The following is a 14,716-nucleotide window of genomic DNA, read 5'->3' as shown; positions in this document are numbered from 1 at the left end:
TTCTATTCATCAACAAGAGATAGAATGTCACTTTTACCCGACAGTAACTCAGGCTAACAAAAACGATATTGTTCTAAAGTTTGCCGAATCGGAATAATTCGCAGTTTGGTAGTGATAACTTGCTTCTCAAGCGACTATAACAAAGACATACTAACCCGGATAAGGATCATTGCTGGTGGTAATTTATTGCAATCCATGCGATATTTCACCGCGACTTCCCTCTAATGTTTTAGCCGAAAATCCGGAGCACAGTATGTCTCAGCAAGACGAGTACCTAACGGTCGAAGAATTAATTGAAATCCAGAAAGAAGAAACCCGCGATATTATCGCTGCGCTTCTGGAAGATGGCAGTGAGCCGGATTCACTGTATGAAATCGAGCATCATCTGTTTGCAGAGAGCTTTGAGCAACTAGAAAAGGCCGTTGTAGAAGCTTTCAAAATGGGTTTTGAAGTGTTGGAAGCCGAAGAAACAGAAGATGAAGATGGCAACAAGCTTCTATGCTGTGACGCTACAATGGAATCAGCACTTAATGCTGAAGTGATTGATGAGCAGGTGGAGAAACTGGTCCACTTGGCTGAAAAGTACGACATAATTTATGATGGCTGGGGCACCTATTACGAAGGTGAAGATGCCCTCTATAATGAAGAAGATGACGAAGAAGAGGAGTAACCTCTTTACTGAACTTCTTCAGTAATAAAAAACTTAATAATATACAATACCTTAACGTCAGTACGCTTTGAATAGATATTGGTGAGCTGTTTCTCATTACGAAATCTTATACAGATACTATACTGTATGGAAACGGCTAAAATGCTAAAATATTCTTATATATTATCAGCTTAATATTTGTGCTGCGTTGAGGTAACTATGTACCTATCTTTAATTCAGAGAATCATATTAGGGTTCTCGGTTGTCATTGTCTTTGTTATCACTATTGGGGTGTCTTCCTATTACTCCCAATCCCAAATGGCCAAACAGCTAGAGCTAACGGCTTCGACTCTCACAGAGATCCTTGATGAATCAAACGTGCTTGTTCAGCACCTCCAAAATGCCAATAGAGCGATGCTTGTGCATGCTAATAGTGACTCTGAACAGCGCAGGTCAGAATTGCGGGATGATTTTGAACAAGCCTCTCTTTCTTATTACGAGGTGATCACTAAGCTTACTGAGGATCTGAAATCCTATGATCAGCTTCAGGAAGTATTGATAGAAATACAGGATCTATCCGTTAATATTCTGCAAGATGCAGAAGCGCATTTATCGTTACATGATCAAAGGATTGCAGCACGCAGCAGTTCGACGACGGAGTTATATAAGTTCGAAGAAGAGTTCTTGTTTTTTCAACAAGATATGAAAGATCTATTGTTCGATGCGGAAGGCAATCAACAAGTTGTGTGGGATATAGAGTTTATTCAAACTCAGGGTAAAGGAGCAGAAAGCTATCTACAAAAAGTACTGGCAGCCTCCAACAACGAGCAAGCATTAGCTATCAAAAAAGAGCTAGATGCTTACCTTGAAAGATTCAAAGAAAAGTCTGAACGTATAGTTAATGATCTCCCAATTAGTAAAGATACGGTTGTTTTCTACGAGCAGCTCCTTAACAAAGCCATTGTTGAACCGGACGGCCTTCTTCAGCAGCATTTAAAGTTTATTGCTCTTAATGATGAGAGCCATAAACACCTTTCTCATATCGCTATTGAACTTGATACAGTGATCGAAGATTCAACTGCATTGATTTCGGAGATCAGAAGCATCTCTCAAGAAGCAGTGAGTGCAGCCAAGAAGGACTCATCAGACTCGTTAACTCTTAACTTTATTCTGGTGTTGGTATCAGCAGCAATTGCGATTGGTGTTGCTTATACAGTAGTGATTACAGTGCGCAAACCTTTGGTCGCCATTATCAAGAACCTGAAACTTTTAGAGCATGGTGATTTAACACAGCGCATAGAAATCGATTTTCGTTCTGAGTTAGGCAGAATTGGCCTGCATATCAATCAACTGACCGATCAGCTAAATAGCCTTATCTCTCAAATCCAACAATCGGCCAATACTTTGAGTAATGTTGCCAGCGAAAGTCAGGCAATGAGTGAGCAAACAAGCAATGACGTTGGTCAGCAACAGAAACAAACAGACTCGATTGCAACCGCAGTGACGGAAATGGAGCACGCGGTTCATGAGGTGGCTTCTCACGCGGTAGAAACCAGCACAGAAGTTGATGATGTGGTTCAGTTGGCAAATGGCAATATGCAGAACATGCAGAAGAACCTGGAGTTTGTGAATGAACTTCAGGCGTCACTAGCAGACGCTACAGGAGTGATTCAGGGGCTATCCACTGAATCGGTACAGATTGGTGAAATTCTGAATGTTATCCAATCTATCTCAGAGCAGACCAACTTGCTTGCACTAAATGCAGCGATTGAAGCGGCAAGGGCAGGTGAGCATGGGCGTGGATTCGCGGTGGTTGCCGATGAGGTTCGTTCGCTGGCAACCCGTACTCAGCAATCTGCCGATGAAATCAATACTATGATTGTGAGCCTGCAAGAAAAGTCGAAGCAAGCGGTGACCATTGTTGAGTCAAATATGAATCATGCGGAACAGTCGGTTGAACAGACTAACCAGACTTACGAAACGCTTCAGGAGATGGTTGCCAAACTAAGTACCATCAATGATATGAGCCGCTCTATAGCAACAGCCTCGGAAGAGCAAAGTGCTGTTGCAAAAGAAGTTGCTCAGAATATTGTGGGTATATCAGACATGGCGACCAATATCTCAAAAGACTCTCGGGAAGTCGCACGCAACAGTGAGTCGTTAAACAATCTCTCTTCAGAGCAGTCTGAATTGGTTTCTCAATTTAAGATCTAATCTGGCATTAAATGATCTGGATCAATTTGTCGCTTTACCCGTATAATGCAACAAATTTGATTCAGATCAATCTACTATGCAGTTATCACTTGCCGGTTACTGGCAACTTTCTCCACTTACTGACCTTTCTGTTCCTCAGGACGACATCTTTGTTCCGGCTCCTTTGAGTTCCGTGCTACCTGCAGATCTGGCAGAAGAAGAGATCGTCCAGCAGGAATGGCATCTGATGCACGATATAGAAGTGGATGAAGCTATGCTGAGTTATCCCGCTATTGACTTGATGATTGGTGGGATAGACTACTTTTGCGAAATTCGGGTGAACGGTGAGGCCGTGATAGATTGTGATGGTACTCAACTGCTATATAAAAAGGATATAAAACGCTATTTGAATGAGGGAAGGAACCGCTTTGAGCTTTTGTTCCTTGAGCAAGAAGACGATCTATTGTTGGATGAAGATCTTGCCTGTCCTTTAGGCGCACCTATCCCGGATAAAAGAGATCGAAGAATGGGGATCTGGCAAGCACCTTATCTCCAGTTCGTTCGAAATTTAAGGCTCGACCATATCGTAACAGAGCAAATCTGGCATCACGGTGGTGGTTGCGAGCTACGCGTGGATCTTTTTTATCAGGTATACAGTGCAGGTTTGGTTTCTGCTTCAGTAACTTTTAATGGAATGAAGTTGTCGATTCCAATTGATATCCGAAGTAATCAATGCAGTGCTCTGTTTCAGGTTGAAGCGCCGCTCACAGGCCGTGACAACAGCTTTTATTTTCTCGAAGTAGAGCTTGATGGGGAAAAGCGCACATTGCAGATAGAACTGAATCCGGAGAAGAGTGTTACTCATTACCCGGTTTGATTTCTCACTCAGAGCTCTTTTAGCATCCGAACTTCACAATCTGTATGCCCGGTATTGCCGAGCGGTTTTGATATTTGTTTAAAACCAAGCTTTTTGTAGAGGACGATAGCTTCCACAAGCTCATCTGTGGTTTCAAGGTAGCAGTGCGAAAAGCCTTGCTGACGAGAAAACTGGAAGCATGTACCTGCGAGTTTGGCAGCCAGGCCTTTTCCTCTGGCCTCTGGAAGGAAGTACATTTTCTGAAGCTCACAGATTCCTACTTCTCCTTCTAATGGAGCGATACCCGCGCCACCAACGATCTTTCCTTCAAACTCCAGAACCCAGTAATGAGAATGTGGTTTTTGATATACCTGACAGAGTGTATCTAGTGTTGGATCGGCAACGCTGTAGCCTTTATCTGCTGTGAGACCATACTCGGCAGATACTTGTCTGATTACAGAGGCGATACCAGAATTGTCGTTGGGAGTTATCGAGCGGAAATGAAAAGCAGTTTCAGGGGAGTTTAAATCAGCGCTCATAATGTTCTCTCAGATAAAGAAGTGCCAACCAAATTAGATTTGGCTGGCACTAATGTCAAGAGAGCAGGATGAGTCTGATTTAGCAATGGGCCATTTGAGTATCGATTGTAGTTACCACTTGCTGCTTTGCTGTGTTATTACGCATCCATACTTTTTCGTGGAAGTAGTAAGCGAAAGAGTTAATGGTTGGCTCAATCATCGCCATGACACCACCGATGAATGCATCGCCTGTTAGCAGGAAAGTTACGGTGAAAGCGACGCTAAAGTGAATAACTGCAAAGCTGGCTGTTTTCACTCTGGTATTTGCTTCGTTGCGCTTCAGAAACGGCACTTTCTGCCAAATCTTTTCATGTATGTAAAAGAAGACGGTGTTGATTGATGGCTCTATCATCGCAATCAAACTGCCAATTAATAGGTCGCCAGTTAATATATAGGCAACGGTGGTTGCGATAGTGAAGTGTATTGCTGCGAAAGTTATTGTCTTGATCATCCTGGTTCTCTCTGTCTGCTGTTCTTTGTTATAAGTATTATTGATAATCATTCTCATTAAGTAAAGGGGATTTGCACTATTGTTGTAATAGGCAAATCCTTCCTGAAGAATGGTCAGAGATGAAAAGGGGAGAAAGTCAATTGATCTTGTGAGTATGCATCTGCAATCCAGAGTAATAACCCGGGAAGTCACGTATAAGTTTTAACTGTTCATCAGTCATACGTTTAAGCGAGATGCCTTTAGAAAGTTTAACGGCAACTTCACCACTGTGTTGCCTGAGAGCGATACCTTCAATTTCGACATCTTTGCTGTCTGAGAAGTGGATGACACCATTGATTTTGACGCCTAGAGGGACGGGAACTTCGCTTCGGTATAGCAAACGCATACCTAATTCAGATATTTCACAAACCTGAAAAACTTGTCCTTCCAGTTCGATAGAAGGTCTTTCTGATTTCGGATAGCGAAGCCTGTAAAATTGCCGCTTCTCGTGGTTTAGCTCTTGTTTCATACCGGGCCTTCCGAGTATCCGTCCGCTCAATGACAATAGCTTCCACTTTCGTAGACGCTATTGTCAGTATAGTCAACTTTTTGAGGCTCAGTTATATCCTGATTTTTAGTAGTTAAACCGGGATACGTTTTCTCTCATACTCTCGGTCAGTTTTGCTAACTCGACAGAGGCTGCGCTACTTTGCTCTGCTCCTGTAGCCGTTTGATTTGAGATATCATTGATTGCGGTAACATTCTGATTTATTTCATTGGTTACACTGCTTTGTTGCTCAGCGGCTGTTGCAATCTGAACGTTCATTGAGTTTATTTTCTCAACGCTATTGGCAATTTTACTGAGTGCCTCGCCTGCCTGTTGAGCCATTTCAGCGGTGACTTTGGCTTGTTCAGAACCCTGCTCCATACGTTGCATGGAATGATTACTACTCGTCTGAAGGCTCTGGATCATCGCTTTGATCTCTTCTGTCGACTGTTGGGTGCGGCTGGCAAGTGAACGCACTTCATCAGCAACAACCGCAAACCCGCGGCCTGCTTCACCGGCTCGGGCCGCCTCGATGGCTGCATTTAATGCCAACAAGTTGGTTTGCTCAGATATGCCATCGATAACATCAACCACGCTACCGATCTCGTTACTTTGCTGAGAAAGCTGGTGGATAGCAGTAGTGGATTCAGAGATCTCTTCGTTTAGTGTGCTGATCATGCTGATCGTCCTTTGCAGCACATCCATACCTTCGTTAGTGGCATGATCGGCTTCGTCAGAAGCTTCAGCAGCAGAAGCAGCGCTGTTCGCGACCTCTTGTACAGTAGAGGTAAACTCGTGAACGGCAGTTGCTACTAGTTGAGTTTGTTGCTGCTGCTCTACAATGTTTTGTTTGGTCTGTATTGCTACTGCTGAGCTCTCTTCTGCTGAGCTTGCAAGCTGCACAGCATTTTGGCTCATACCGCTTATTACGGACTGGAACTGAGTCACTATTTCATCAACGTACTCAGATAGTTTGGCCAGTTCGTCATTGCCGCTGAACTCTACTCTTTGTGTAAGGTCGCCATTGGTCACTTTCTCTGCCGTACTTTGTATCTGTTCCAATGCTTTTCTAATCCGACCAAGAATAATGAGCGCAAGGAAAATGATAATACATGCGACGATCGGAATGGCTACAGATAAGGAAATAGTAAATGAGCTAATATAATCTTCGGTTTCTATGAAGGTATTTCGCGCATCATTAACCTGAGACTCCAGAAACTCGGTGGCGATCTTGTCGACATTTACGAATCTCGGGTTTATCACGGTTAATAGAATCTGGTTCGCGTTGGTAAAATTGCCTTTTCTCATCTCACTGACTGAAACATTGAAACCGAGATCAGTGATCTTCCTGAGTTCTTCTACAAAAGAATTGGCCAGATTTCTCTGTTCATCAGTTAGATCCGAAACCAGTATTTCATTTTTTAACAGGTCTTCAGTTTCACCAAGAAATTTGAGCACACGATCTAAGTGAAGATTGACCGGATGATCATGCATAGTAGCGAACTTACCATCAGGATCATGTTGAAACGCGAGCAGCAGCTCTCCTCTGGCATTTCCGACAAGATTGATCGCTTTGCTTGCTCGGTTGCTATTTGCCATTCCCTGAGAGTAGAGAACCTCAATAGCCTTAGCCGTGGTTTGCATGCTTGAAATTGAGGTATAGGCGATGGCAAGCAGAGCAATTATCACGAATGCAGACATTGCCCTCAGCCTAAATTTAACGCTGTGATAGTTCATAATTTTTCCCAACTGACATCTTAATAAACGGAACGAATTCTTTCCTAAATCCCTACTTTTAATAATAGATTGTGCGAATGCTATGCGCTTGATTGATTAACAATATTTGACCTTGAGCAAATAAACTGTTCGAAAAAGTGGAGTAATGTGTCTTATTCCTAATTGGGGGCTGGGTTACACATCTTGAGAATATGTGCATTGATAAGATTCATTCGGCCTGTGATAAGATAAGCCATATTAAGAAATTAAAGAGTAGCAGCGAAATGAGTAAGATTTTAATAGTAATTCCAGCAAGATATGGCAGCACCAGACTACCTGGAAAACCCTTGTTGAAAATTCGCGGCATTGAGATGATAAAGCGAGTATCTGCAATCGCTGAGAACGTCAGTATCCAGTATGAAGATTGTAGTTATGTTGTGGCGACAGATGATGAAAGAATTGAGAAGTTCTGTCAGCTTAACAACATCCCTTCAGTGATGACTTCAGAAAGCTGTAAAAGTGGTACCGATCGTAGCTGGGATGCGGTAAAGCACGTAGAGCAAAAACCAGAGTTTGTTATCAACCTTCAGGGTGATAACCCACTTTGTCCTCCATGGTTTATTACTTCTCTGATTGATGAATGGCTGAATACTCAGACTAAAGGCGTTTACACTGCATATGTACCGCTGAACTGGGAAGAGCTGGATAAACTTCGCGAAGTCAAAGAGGTAACACCGCATAGTGGTACAACCGTTCAGATAGATCGCAGTGGTTACGCGATTACTTTCAGTAAAGGCATTCTGCCAGTGTTGAGAAAAGAAGAGTCTTTAAGAGAGAAGCTGGCGGTCTCTCCGGTTAAACGACATATCGGTCTTTATGCTTATACTTATGATGCTCTGGAAAGCTTCTTTGAATGGGACGAAGGCATTTATGAAGCGTGTGAAGGACTAGAACAGATGCGCTTCATTGAAAATGAAACCCCGATAAAGATGGTGGAAGTGGGTTATCAGGGCCGTATTGGTATGAGTGGTGTTGATAGTCCGGAAGACATCGCAAGGGCAGAAGCTATTATCGACCAGTGCGGGGAGTTTGATTTTCTTGCTAGCTAAGCTCGAAGATATTTCCCACGACATTACAGGCTATCGATTCAATGAGACAGATAGCCTGTTTTCGTTTCTGAAGATCACTGAATCACACTGGTCAGTGAACAGTGCGGAACTAGAGTTTGAAGAGATCATAGAGCGGGAAATGTCTGGGAAAGACTTTTCTGCTAACCCGAAACTTACCATTGTCTCTGGTATTCCTTACTCTGGGAAAAGCACATTTGTTCGGGCAAATAGTGCCTGCTTTGATGACTGTGTGGACATCGCGTTTGATAGCTTAATGCGTAAGCTGAGTTTCTATCACCAACTCGTTAGCAAAGACAGTGAAGTGGCATTCAATAAATGCGAGCTGATTGCTCGGGTGTTGGGATACGAACTCATAAGACGGTCAGCAACGAATCAACGGAATATTGTGTTAGAGCACAGTTCTACTCCTGAACAACATTTACAGTTGTACAAAGCATTGCAAAGCGATTTTGGCTATCAAATTGATTTTATTTACATTAAATGCTCTCTAAAAGAAGCCCTTCACAGAGCTGAAAAAGAAAACATGAAGCGCGACGGGGAAAGATACACCCCTCATGAATACATAGAGCAGCGATATCATCTACTGCAAGAAATGCTAGTCAAATACCAACAGAATTTTACTATTAAGGTTGTTAATCAAAATGAGCTTGACCACTACGCGTGTCATAGCCGTTAGACACGGTAATACATTCAAGAAAGGCGATACTCTTCTGAGAGTAGGTAAACGCACCGATCTGGATTTGGTGGAAACTGAAAAGGGAACCAAAGCCGGACAGTACATTAAGAACCAGGGTTACAAGGTTTCTCATATCTACAGCGGTCCTTTGAAGCGACATATTCAAAGTGCAGAACTTATTAATAATGCGCTGCAGGTAAGCAACGATAAGATCACCATAGATGAACGATTTAATGAGCTCGACTACGGTGAGCATGATGGGATGCCGGAAGCAGACATCGTTGAAGCTGTGGGTGCTGATGCACTTAAAGAGTGGGATAAAAATGCTACGGTTCCTTCTGCCTGGGATGTAGATGTTGAAAAAATAAAGGCCGATCTTGCTGATTTTCTTAATGAGATTTCTTCTAAGCACAACGGAGAAGATGTATTGGTTGTGACCAGTAATGGTCTGCTTCGTTTTTTACCTTTCGTGATTGATTGTGATTACAACGAGCTTGAGCTTAAAGTCCCGACCGGTGGTGTCGTTGTGATTGAGAGAACAGAAGGAGAGAGTTGGAAAATTAATGAGTGGGGAGTGAAGCCATAGTCTATGAGAAATAGCGTACTTACTTTGATGACCACTTTATTATGTACATCGCAATTTAGTCTTGCTGCCAACTTTGAACAAATGACAACGAATAAATCTGATCATCAGATTATCGATGTTCGCCCTAGTGAGTTCTTTAATGGATGGCCTCAGGCAGGGGTGACTGAAGGAGGGCATCTACCTGGCTCAGTGAACCTATCGGCTCATTGGCTTCCGCTACTAAGTAGTGAACAGTTTGAGCAACAGTTAGATCTTAAGGGGTTAGATTCAGAAAAAGCCACATACCTGTATGGTGATCCAGAAGATCAGCAGTTGCTTAAATCTAGGTTGGAACAGTCTGGTTTCGGCAATGTCATCACCATTGATCAGCCACTTAAAGCTTATTCTGGAGAGCTGGTCGCTCTGGACAACTTTAAGCAGCTCGTTTCAGCTAACTGGTTGTTTGATCTATTGGAAGGTAGGAAGGTCGCTTATGGTCCACAAAAAGGATACAAAGTTGTGGAAGTCGCCTGGGGGCCACCGACAAAACATTTGGTTTCCCATGTTCCTGGAGCGGGATACCTAAATACTAACCTGATTGAGACGGAAGAAAACAAGTGGAACCGAGTGTCGGACGCTGAGCTTCAGAGCTTGCTCGAAGGCATGGGTATAAGCCAGGATACAACGGTTATTCTTTACGATCGAAACAACATGGCCGCGTCGCGTGCCGCGAACATATTCATGTACGCAGGTGTAAAAGATGTTCGTTTGTTAGATGGTGGCTGGAAAGCCTGGAACCTAAACCATTTCCCGACCGAGCCTCTTGTTAATGAAGCGGTAGAAGCGGTTGAGTTTGGTGTCAGTGTTCCGGCAAAACCTGAGTATGTTATTGATATTCCAGAGGCCAAGGCATTACTTGCTACACCAGAGACTTCGTCATTGGTGAGTATCCGTAGCTGGGATGAATATACCGGAAAAACCAGTGGATATAGCTACATCGAGAAAGCAGGGCGTATTAAAGGTGCTCGTTGGGGACATGCAGGTTCAGATGCCTACCATATGGAAGATTTCCATAACCCAGATGGAACCATGCTAAGTGCTGCCTTAATCGAAAAGAACTGGGAAGAGTGGGGCATTTTCAAAGATCAGAATGTTGCGTTTTTCTGTGGAACAGGCTGGCGTGCGTCTGAAGCGTTTTTCTATGCCCATGTAATGGGGTGGGAAAATATTAGCGTCTTTGATGGTGGTTGGTTTGAATGGAGTATGGATACAGCGAATCCAGTTGCAAGCGGAGTACCTGAAAGCTGCGACAAAGCCTGCGTTGAAACAGTACAGGCTTTGTGATTCGATAGTTATCTCATTAAGTCGTTATTCCATTAAATAACGACTTAACTGAACACCGCAACACTCTGGCGGCTGATAGCAACCAGCTCGCCAGCGCTATCCCAAATATTTGCTTCTAAGTGCGCATATCCTCCAGCAGCTTGTCTGGTATGCGCCTTATACGCAAACCACTCATTAGGTTTTACAGGCTGGTGAGGGTGAATAAATTCTAAGTTCCACATCATGGTGCTAGCGGGAGCTGGCTTTTTCATCATTTGCAGCACAGCTGGTGGCCAGGCATCGATGAGACAAATCAGATGAGCATCTGTAATCGATTCTGGTGCTTCTTTAAAGCGCATCCAGCCGTGCAGCTCAGATTGTGGAGAACTGCTATAGGGCATGGCGCCCTTTGCAACAGCAAGGTTTATATTTTGAATAAACTTCGGTGTTACATCTGGAATAACGGGAATTTGCTGTAAGCTTTGAGGATCTGGTAAATCATGCACATCTGCCTCACTCACTTCGATATCTGAAAATCGGTCTGTTCCAAAGCAAGCTTGTTGAAAAACAGCGACCTGCGAGTCCTGAATTATCCGCGCTACTATCTGCGAAGCACTCTTCCCTTCCCTGAGAATCTCTACTTCAAACGAAAATGGCTTGTCTGAAAACAGTGGTCCTACAAAGTTAGTCGTTAATGATCTTAACGGTCGATCATCTGTAACTTTTTCCTTTATCGCAGTGTAAAGCAGAGCGGCAGATAAGCCTCCAAACGCGGTTCTTCCCTGAGCCCAGCTCTCAGGAAACGTCATTGATCCTTCACCGTCAGCTATCTCTTTTGCTTTATTTAGTAAGGTATCGATATGCATAACAGTCCTTGTTAATATTTTGTTAAAATACGATTCTCTAATGTTAACTGGTCGGATCTGATAAATCAATAGCCGAATATTTCACTCATTTGTACAGCATTGGGAGTATTTGGATCATGATGTTCCAAAAGCACCTATCGCTGTACGATCACAAAACAGATCTTTTTTAACTCACATTAGTCTGCAAAAAAGTTCAATGAAACTAGAATCTTAATAGATATTGTGTATATATTAATCCTTGTAAGTTGTCAGGATAACTACATGTCGGTTTGGCTGGAGTACAAAGCCGTACCATTGTGTTTAAAGCTGAGATAAGGAAATAACAATGGCTGAACATGATGAAACAGAGAAAAACGAAGAAGTTGAAGTAGTCGATCAGGAGGTTGATCAAGAGATTGAAATAGAACAGGAAACTGTATCTGAACTTGATCAACTAAGAAGCATTGTATTTGGCGCTGCAAAAGCGGATTTAGATGCTCATCTGGTAGAGCTTCAAAAAGAGATGCGAGCTGGGTTTGATCAAGCTGCTCAAGAGCTTAGAGAGCAGGTTGCTGAAATGCAGGCTGCGTTGAAAGACAGTGTTGATAGCTTAGATAACCGGATTACCTGGGTTGATAGTCAGCATGACGATAAGACTGCGGATCTAAGCGCTTATGCTGATAAGCTGGCTTCTGAAATTGAAATGAACGATACCAGTAGCAAGCAGCAAGATGATGAGTTACAAAGGCGTTTAGAAGAAGAAGTTCAGGATCTTACAGACAAGTTTACCCGTCAGCACGATCAAACCATTGAACTGCTTAATCAGGTCAAACAAGAACTTAATACCTCGAAAACAGACAGAAAAACCCTTGCCAGACTGCTTGCTACCGTTGCGAGTAACCTTGAGACAGACGAGGATGATGGCTGATTTTGCCTATGAGTCGAAAGGATGGATCGACTTCAGATAATCTGGAGATGCAAAAGCTCCGGGAAATCGTCTTAGGTAAAGATAATCAGCTAGTCAAAGATACTGTAGAGGACAACGCCCGGGATATTGTCAGCAATGTACTGACTGAGGCTCTGCACGATCGAGAAAAACAAGATGGGACGGTCAGAAAAGTTCTGACACCTCTGGTTGAAAAGTCGGTTGAAGCTTCGGTTGTAGCGCGTAAGGATCAGTTTGTCAGCTACCTCTATCCTCTTGTTGGTAGCCTGGTCCGAAAATCCGTGAGCGCCTTTCTGGCAGAGCTGGTCGAGCAAACCAACGAGTTGCTGGAAAGTAGCCTTACCTATCGAGGCCTTAAATGGCGTTTCAAGGCCTGGCAGGCAGGTGTCAGTTATACCCAATATGTTGTAAGCCAGACATTTGTATTCCGTGTAGAGCAAGTTCTGCTTATCCACCGTGAAACTGGTATGTTGCTTAAAACCGTTGTCAAAGACAAAACTCAGGCAACGGATGGCGACATGGTGTCTGCGATGCTTACGGCTATTAATGATTTCGTTGCAGACTCATTTTCTAATCAAAGTTCCGAAAGCGAACAAAGTCTGGATGAAATCAAAACCGATGATTTCACTCTGCTCATTAAGCAAGGGCCACAGGCGTTTCTTGTCGCTGCCATTACCGGAAATGCCCCTGCTAATATTGGTGAACAATTACAGCTGACGCTTGAAGATATCCATAGTATCTATGGAGAGGAGTTCAGGGTATTTAATGGCGATGCTGCACCATTTGAAAACACAGAAGAGCAACTCACTGACTGTCTTCTTTCCCAGCAAAAAGAAGAACAGGTTAGTAAGAAAAAATTTCCCTGGTTAGCGGTTTTACTCATTCTGATTGCTGCTTCATATGGTGGCTATCACCTATTTAAGCAATGGCAACTTGATTACAAAGCGTGGCAAGTTCACCAGCTCGAACAGGTTCCCGGCATAGTGCTCTTAAGTTCTGAACGGTGTGACGATCATATTTGTGTCGAGCTACTAAGAGACCCTGTGGCCCTGGATAGCGCTGAGTGGTTGAAAGGTGTCGATGTCCCCGTAAATAAGATATCGATTCATGAACGACCATATCAGTCTTTGGAACCCGATCTTATCCATCCAAGAAGGTTAAAAGTACTCGAAGGCTTCCCCGAGATTACGTATAGCCAAGCAGATTCGAAATTTTATGGAGAGTTGGATAGCGGGCGATACCAGCAGTTCCGACAAAGTGTAACCCCACTAGCAGGAAGCACTGGCTTAGAAGACTTGTTGAGTGAAGTCACGGTGGTTCGTGAAGAAGTAAAAGATGCGCTATTTAGTAATTTTTTACTTGAACAGAACATAAAAGATATTGAACAAACAAGTATTCACTTTGAACTTAATAAGAGCGAGTTGGGACAGGCTTCTCTTGCTGAGGTTCACGCTCTGAGCAAGAAGATTAATGCAACTACGGATATAGCATATAAACTGAAACAAGAGCTACAGATAATTGTTATGGGGGCGAGCGATTCTGTCGGCTCAGAAAACTACAACTTAAAGCTCAGTGCGAAACGTGCTGAAGCAGTTAAAAACGAGTTAATCCGGCAAGGAGTGAACCCTGCCGTGATAAGAACCGTTGGGCTAGGTATTCTGGAATCAGTAAGCGGATCCAGAAGAGTGATTTTAGGTGTAATCAGGCTCAGGCCTGAGAGCACTGATAAAGTGCAGGATTAGATGATTCAAAAAAAAGTATGCATGCTAGGTGCATCGGCAGTTGGGAAAACCAGTCTGGTAAAACAGTTTGTTGAGGGTATCTTTTCCGATAAGTACCTCACCAGCATCGGTGTGAAAGTCGACAAAAAGCGGGTGGTTCTAGCCGAAGATACTGTGCAGTTAATGCTTTGGGATATTGAAGGTGTTGACCGTTACTCCGGCTTTAATCCGAGATACCTTCGGGGAGCCGCAGCAGCCATTATCGTGGTAGACCAGACTCGTCCTCAGTCCCTTGAAGATGGTTTAGAAATCTTTCGAATGACAAAAGAGAACGGTGATATTCCCGTCTTTCTTGTCATAAATAAAAATGACCTTCCTGCCTCTAAGTCTTGGGTTTGCCCTTCGGAAAGTGACTTCATTAGCTCGTTTGATGCCTCGTTTAAAACCAGTGCCAAAACAGGTGATGGTGTAGATCAGATGTTCTCTGAGATTGCTCAGAAAGTCATAGACTGCAAAGCCAATGGTCTAAAGGTGGAATAGT

General features: G+C 43.3%; 15 protein-coding genes. 10 read left to right on the top strand and 5 right to left on the bottom strand.

From position 1 onward, the window contains the following. Positions 1 to 253 precede the first annotated feature (253 nt). The 3 genes from rraB (at position 254) to SNR28_RS24270 (ending at position 3,719) form a co-directional block, all read left to right on the top strand. A complete protein-coding gene (gene rraB / locus SNR28_RS24280) occupies positions 254 to 670 on the top strand; it encodes a ribonuclease E inhibitor RraB (protein ID WP_375751459.1) in 417 nt (138 codons plus the stop codon). A 198-nt stretch (positions 671 to 868) separates the two neighbouring features. Then, positions 869 to 2,863: a methyl-accepting chemotaxis protein gene (locus SNR28_RS24275; RefSeq protein WP_375751458.1), complete on the top strand. Its 1,995-nt coding sequence runs from the start codon at positions 869 to 871 to the stop codon at positions 2,861 to 2,863. A gap of 76 nt (positions 2,864 to 2,939) precedes the next feature. After that, positions 2,940 to 3,719, top strand: coding sequence for a hypothetical protein (locus SNR28_RS24270; protein WP_375751456.1), 780 nt, complete (start codon positions 2,940 to 2,942; stop codon positions 3,717 to 3,719). A gap of 8 nt (positions 3,720 to 3,727) precedes the next feature. Here SNR28_RS24270 and SNR28_RS24265 read toward each other — a convergent pair whose 3' ends face one another. The 4 genes from SNR28_RS24265 to SNR28_RS24250 form a co-directional block, all read right to left on the bottom strand. Continuing rightward, positions 3,728 to 4,237, bottom strand: a complete 510-nt coding sequence (locus tag SNR28_RS24265) for a GNAT family N-acetyltransferase (RefSeq protein WP_375751455.1) — start codon at positions 4,235 to 4,237, stop codon at positions 3,728 to 3,730. Between the two features lie 79 nt (positions 4,238 to 4,316). Further along, the gene (locus SNR28_RS24260) at positions 4,317 to 4,727 is read right to left on the bottom strand and encodes a DUF2061 domain-containing protein (RefSeq protein ID WP_375751454.1); all 411 of its coding nucleotides are present in this window, start codon (positions 4,725 to 4,727) and stop codon (positions 4,317 to 4,319) included. Between the two features lie 136 nt (positions 4,728 to 4,863). Then, a complete protein-coding gene (locus SNR28_RS24255; protein ID WP_375751453.1) occupies positions 4,864 to 5,235 on the bottom strand; it encodes a PilZ domain-containing protein in 372 nt (123 codons plus the stop codon). A 105-nt stretch (positions 5,236 to 5,340) separates the two neighbouring features. Next, positions 5,341 to 6,990 (bottom strand): methyl-accepting chemotaxis protein, encoded by a 1,650-nt coding sequence (locus SNR28_RS24250; protein WP_375751452.1) that lies wholly within the window; start codon positions 6,988 to 6,990, stop codon positions 5,341 to 5,343. A gap of 263 nt (positions 6,991 to 7,253) precedes the next feature. On the opposite strand from SNR28_RS24250, the gene SNR28_RS24245 reads away from it, so the two are divergent. Genes SNR28_RS24245 through SNR28_RS24230 form a run of 4 tightly spaced genes read left to right on the top strand, consistent with a single transcriptional unit; the run spans position 7,254 to position 10,684 of the window. Further along, positions 7,254 to 8,078, top strand: coding sequence for a manno-octulosonate cytidylyltransferase (locus SNR28_RS24245; RefSeq protein ID WP_375751450.1), 825 nt, complete (start codon positions 7,254 to 7,256; stop codon positions 8,076 to 8,078). Beyond that, positions 8,068 to 8,775, top strand: coding sequence for a zeta toxin family protein (locus tag SNR28_RS24240; protein WP_375751449.1), 708 nt, complete (start codon positions 8,068 to 8,070; stop codon positions 8,773 to 8,775). The genes SNR28_RS24245 and SNR28_RS24240 overlap by 11 nt, the downstream gene beginning before the upstream one ends. Next, positions 8,741 to 9,361 carry a histidine phosphatase family protein gene (locus tag SNR28_RS24235; RefSeq protein WP_375751448.1) on the top strand — a complete coding sequence of 207 codons (621 nt, stop codon included), beginning with the start codon at positions 8,741 to 8,743 and terminating at the stop codon, positions 9,359 to 9,361. The genes SNR28_RS24240 and SNR28_RS24235 overlap by 35 nt, the downstream gene beginning before the upstream one ends. Positions 9,362 to 9,364: 3 nt before the next feature. Next, the gene (locus SNR28_RS24230) at positions 9,365 to 10,684 is read left to right on the top strand and encodes a rhodanese-like domain-containing protein (RefSeq protein ID WP_375751446.1); all 1,320 of its coding nucleotides are present in this window, start codon (positions 9,365 to 9,367) and stop codon (positions 10,682 to 10,684) included. Positions 10,685 to 10,728: 44 nt separating this feature from the next. Here the strand turns inward: SNR28_RS24230 and SNR28_RS24225 are convergent, their stop codons facing one another. Next, entirely contained in the window at positions 10,729 to 11,529 is an 801-nt protein-coding gene (locus SNR28_RS24225; RefSeq protein WP_375751444.1) for an acyl-CoA thioesterase, read from the bottom strand. Positions 11,530 to 11,854: 325 nt separating this feature from the next. On the opposite strand from SNR28_RS24225, the gene SNR28_RS24220 reads away from it, so the two are divergent. From SNR28_RS24220 to SNR28_RS24210, 3 genes are read left to right on the top strand one after another with little or no spacing between them, the layout of a single operon-like run. Further along, complete coding sequence (locus tag SNR28_RS24220) at positions 11,855 to 12,436, top strand: hypothetical protein (protein WP_375751442.1); 582 nt, start codon at positions 11,855 to 11,857, stop codon at positions 12,434 to 12,436. 8 nt (positions 12,437 to 12,444) lie between these two features. Continuing rightward, on the top strand, positions 12,445 to 14,196 hold the full coding sequence (locus SNR28_RS24215) for an OmpA family protein (RefSeq protein WP_375751441.1): 1,752 nt from the start codon (positions 12,445 to 12,447) through the stop codon (positions 14,194 to 14,196). Then, a complete protein-coding gene (locus SNR28_RS24210) occupies positions 14,197 to 14,715 on the top strand; it encodes a Rab family GTPase (RefSeq protein ID WP_375751440.1) in 519 nt (172 codons plus the stop codon). Position 14,716 lies beyond the last annotated feature (1 nt).

Source organism: Vibrio iocasae (genome assembly GCF_042245395.1).
Classification (GTDB): Bacteria; Pseudomonadota; Gammaproteobacteria; order Enterobacterales; family Vibrionaceae; genus Vibrio; species Vibrio iocasae.
Note: the sequence above shows the minus strand (reverse complement) of the source record. Positions and strands in the feature narration are given on the sequence as shown.